Source organism: Roseibium sp. (genome assembly GCF_039982295.1).
Lineage (GTDB): Bacteria > Pseudomonadota > Alphaproteobacteria > Rhizobiales > Stappiaceae > Roseibium.
This window is the reverse complement of sequence record NZ_JBDWYP010000024.1, coordinates 1-3,931: the sequence shown is the minus strand read 5'-3', so window position 1 is coordinate 3,931 and position 3,931 is coordinate 1. Positions and strand designations below refer to the sequence as shown.

General features: G+C 55.6%; 4 protein-coding genes and 2 pseudogenes. All 6 read right to left on the bottom strand.

Translation table 11 applies throughout. From position 1 onward, the window contains the following. A partial coding sequence (locus ABJZ52_RS04115; protein WP_348184372.1) for an integrase core domain-containing protein occupies positions 1-423 on the bottom strand: 423 nt, incomplete at its 3' end. A gap of 320 nt (positions 424-743) precedes the next feature. After that, a pseudogene (locus tag ABJZ52_RS04110) lies at positions 744-970 on the bottom strand (hypothetical protein); the annotation flags it as partial. A gap of 323 nt (positions 971-1,293) precedes the next feature. Beyond that, positions 1,294-2,049, bottom strand: coding sequence for a ChaN family lipoprotein (locus ABJZ52_RS04105; RefSeq protein WP_348184371.1), 756 nt, complete (start codon positions 2,047-2,049; stop codon positions 1,294-1,296). 53 nt (positions 2,050-2,102) lie between these two features. After that, positions 2,103-2,786 carry a hypothetical protein gene (locus ABJZ52_RS04100; protein WP_348184370.1) on the bottom strand — a complete coding sequence of 228 codons (684 nt, stop codon included), beginning with the start codon at positions 2,784-2,786 and terminating at the stop codon, positions 2,103-2,105. Next, the gene (locus tag ABJZ52_RS04095; protein WP_348184373.1) at positions 2,783-3,691 is read right to left on the bottom strand and encodes an ATP-binding cassette domain-containing protein; all 909 of its coding nucleotides are present in this window, start codon (positions 3,689-3,691) and stop codon (positions 2,783-2,785) included. Before ABJZ52_RS04095 ends, ABJZ52_RS04100 begins: the two co-directional genes overlap by 4 nt. Positions 3,692-3,751: 60 nt before the next feature. After that, positions 3,752-3,931 (bottom strand): annotated as a pseudogene (locus tag ABJZ52_RS04090) (IS3 family transposase); the annotation flags it as partial.

Here is a 3,931-nt window from a genome sequence, read left to right as displayed (position 1 = left end):
GTGTGGCCGCTTAGCGTTGTACCAGTCAAGCCATCTTGGCAGGTCGGCTTCGCGTGTCAGGGACGATTTGAAGGGAATGGCGTAGGCCCATTCCCGCAACATTGTCTGGATGAAGCGCTCGGCCTTGCCGTTGGTTTTGGGTGTGTATGGCCGGGTTCTGATGTGTCGGATGGCAAGGCGGTTGAGCGTTCTTCGGAACAGTTTGGCAATGTGACCGGAGCCATTGTCGGTCATCACCCGCTCTACCTTGACGCCCCGCGCTTTGAACCAGCGCAGCGCCCGGATCAGGAAGCCGGTTGTAGACCGGCGGGTTTCGTCGGGCCAAACCTCGACATAGGCAAGGCGGCTGGCATCGTCGATCTCCACCCCGGTCAGCAGATAGTCCCGGCGTAAACGCCTGATCGCACTGATCTGATGCGCCATGGTCTTGTTGGCGACGGTGCGCGGCCTGGAAGACCTGTTCTCAAGCCCCGCGGCCCCAAGCGCCCTGTAGCGACCTGTAGCGCCTCAGCCATTCCCGGGTTCGCCGTTCGCTCAGGCCAAACTCAGCGGCCACCGTCTTGAGCGGACGTCCTTCTTCAACGATCCGGCGGATCATCTCCGCTCGACCCAGAGGCGTTGATGGGGAACAGTTCGGGCATTCTTGTGCGGGTTGTTCATCCTTGAAACCTTTCGGTGAGTGTTTGGTTGCAAACACCTTCAGGCTTTCAATCCGGATGAACAACCTCCGCAGAACGCACAGCTAGACGCTTCAGTTCCTTGAGTTGTTCTGTGCCCATTCCGCCGTACGCTCAGCAGCGCGCTCGAGCCGATGGCGCTGCGCTGCTTCGATCTTCCAGCGGTAATAGGTTTGCTCGGTCACACCGGTCTGTCTGATCGCATCAATCCGGGCCATGCCTTGCCCCATCAACACTTCAACCTGCCGTAACTTCGCGACAATCTCTTCCGGCTTCGGTCGCTTGATAGCCATCTGTGGTCCTCCATTTGCCTAACTATAGGGGCGGACCAATTCATTGGGGGAGCGTCAGGCGCATAATATGGATTATGGAATTTTAATTGCCACTGTTTGTGTTGCTCTGAGCACAAATCAAACATCAGAAAATAATATGACATCCGACCTCTCACGAATGCGGAATTGCAGATGGAAATTCCAGACAAAGCTGGTCCAATTTAGTGGAAGCAGGTCATCTCTTTCGGCTCTGGCCTCTTCATAGCTGTCTCTGACTATCCATTTTCCGAATAATCACGAGTGATGATTTTAGAAGGGGGAGGATCACTTCTACAAACACAGGGCTAGGCATCTTCGCGCTCATCAATACAAAAAACCGCGTCAGCCAAGTTTTCGGCCGGTGGTTCATCACCTACATGCGGCAGAAGAACTACGGTCGATGAGATCTTCAGGTCTTGCAGTTGTGCAGGAGTCCCGTGGCCGAATTCCAAATGGCCCCGCCCGATAATCCCGGCCACAAGTGGAGGCTTCGGACCTGCCTGGCGAAGTTGAGCAATGCGGCAGGCAAAGGAACGATCCCAGGTCTGTTGCGCTCTGACGAAGCGATCAAAAACAGGATCTTGTGCCGACTGGGCTTTTCGATTTGGCGAACCTCCGGCGGTGATGTCGAAGAGATACTGCCGATAAGCGGGTGTAGCCGGGAGGGCGGGGGTGACGCCGTCACGATCTTCCAAGGCAATCGCATCCCAGCCCAATTTGCCCACTTCCGTAACCAGGGCTCGGCGGCAATTCAGACCGTACATGGGGACTTTAAACTGCTGGCAAAAACGGAAGATTGGCAGGTAGAGGTCCGCCGGGAAGCCCCAGACGGTTTTCCATTCCGAGGCGTCCAGAAAAGCTGCTTCATTGGGATAATCGCCGGCGACCCATTTGGACAATTGAGTATCAAGCCGGGCGGGAAACATCTCAAAGCCGACCACCAGATCCTCTCGCAGGGCTTTCAGCCCGGCAAGAACGTGTAGCTGCCAGCGGTGCTGGGCCGCTTTATCGTGTTGCTCACCAAGCAGGACGACAGAAGCAGCCGCCGCTTTTTCAAGCACCTCTGCGTGCGAAAGGAAAGTGCCATCCCTGGGATCGATCCATTTGCCTGGTGTCATGGTTGTATCTCGATTTCCAAGGCACTTGGCGAACCGTCCAACAGAATGCCCTGGTGCTTTTTACCGTTCTGTTTCCAGCCGCCGAGACATGCGGCAGGCAGGTGCAAATGAAAGTCCTTCACGAGTAGATTGAAACACCCACCGGCAGGACGCACTTCCGTGATCTTGCCGGTCCAGCTTTGGGTCGCGGCGGGCGTAGTCGCCGTCACCGTTACCTTTGGCCCATCGACAAGACTTTCCAAGAACGAACCAGCAGGGTCATTTTGAAGATCAGGCTCTTCATCTGACGGCTTTGGGCGTGGCCGGGCTTCCACAGGAATACGTTGATATCCTGATAAGGCTTTTTCGAAAGGATCCAGACCTTCCAGTCCGATCACCGAGAAGAGAACGCTTTCATCCGCTGCGAGAAAGTCGAACCTTGGATAGATTTTCCCGCGCATTTGCGAGCTTGTGTCAAAATGAACTTGCGAAAGTTTGGTCGTATCAAGCGCCAGGTTCTGGCAGGCGCCAGCAATTCTCAGCACGCCTTCCTCAGCCTTGATCTCCTCGACAGGACCCAGACGCTCGAACAGAAATCCATCTGCACGAAGGGCCGTCATCAGACGATCCATCGTTGGAAGGGAATAGAGAACTTCGACCGGATCGGCATCAAGTTGATGACGTTTCGTTGTCTCACTCATACATCGGCTCCTGATAACGATGAGTTGGCATCTTCATTTCGATTGCTTTGGGATCTCTTTTGACAGCCCTCTTCATCGCTCGCCCGCAGCGACAGCACCTTGAAGCTACCAAGAGCATCAGGAGGGCGATGTGCGGCGCATATGATCATGCTTCGGGGGAGCTCTTCGCGCAGAAGCTTTAAAACGGCTGCTTCGCTTTCTGCATCAAGAGAGCTGGTTGCTTCATCCAGGACCAATATATCCGGGCGATTGACCAAGGCTCTCATAAGCGCGAGCCTTTGCCGTTCTCCTCCGGAAAGCCCGACGGTGCTGACCTCGTCATCGCGATCCAAAGCCGCAATGCGATGGGTCAGACCGACCTTTTGAAAGGCATCGATGACAATTTGCCGATCTATGGTGGAAGGGTTTTCAGGATAGGTCGCGGCATGGACCAAACCTTCTGGAAACACACGTGAGACCTGCGGCAAGGCCATGAAATGCCCCTCTGGAACATGCAGCTCGCCTGATCCGTAAGTCCAGAGACCGGACAGGGCAGAAAGGAGCGTGCTTTTGCCAACGCCGGAAGCCCCCTTAATCCAGATAGTCTCTCCAGCAGACAGACAGAAATCCGGGACAGGTTCCAAGCGACGACCTTGTGGCGTGGTCAAGCTGAGGTTCCTGCTCCATAGGCCCTCCTTGTTGCTCTTGCTGTAATGGATGTCCTGAACTGCACCGGGAGAAGAATGTTCCGAGGTCGTTGCATTGATCAGCTGGTCGAGTCGTTCGGCGACTGCGGCGAATTCAGCCAGGTCCCTATACCGGAAAATAAACCAGCTCAGCGTGTTGGTAACCCGCGAGAACGCCGACGCGAGCTGCATGAGGCCACCCAGGGTGAGATTGCCTGCAAAATAGGCTGGCAATGCCAGAAAGGTCGGAATGCGAAGAAGTGAACCGCGCCGGCTTTGCCGGAGACCATTTGGCTTAAGTTATGCTGCCACGGCCGGTTGTTCCAGCGTGGCGTAGTATCGTTCCTCCGCTTCAGCCGGAGGGATGTTTCCTATGGGCTCCAGAAGACGCCGGTGATTGAACCAGTCGACCCATTCGAGAGTGGCAAACTCGACGGCTTCGCAGTTGCGCCACGGTCCACGTCGATGAATGACCTCGGC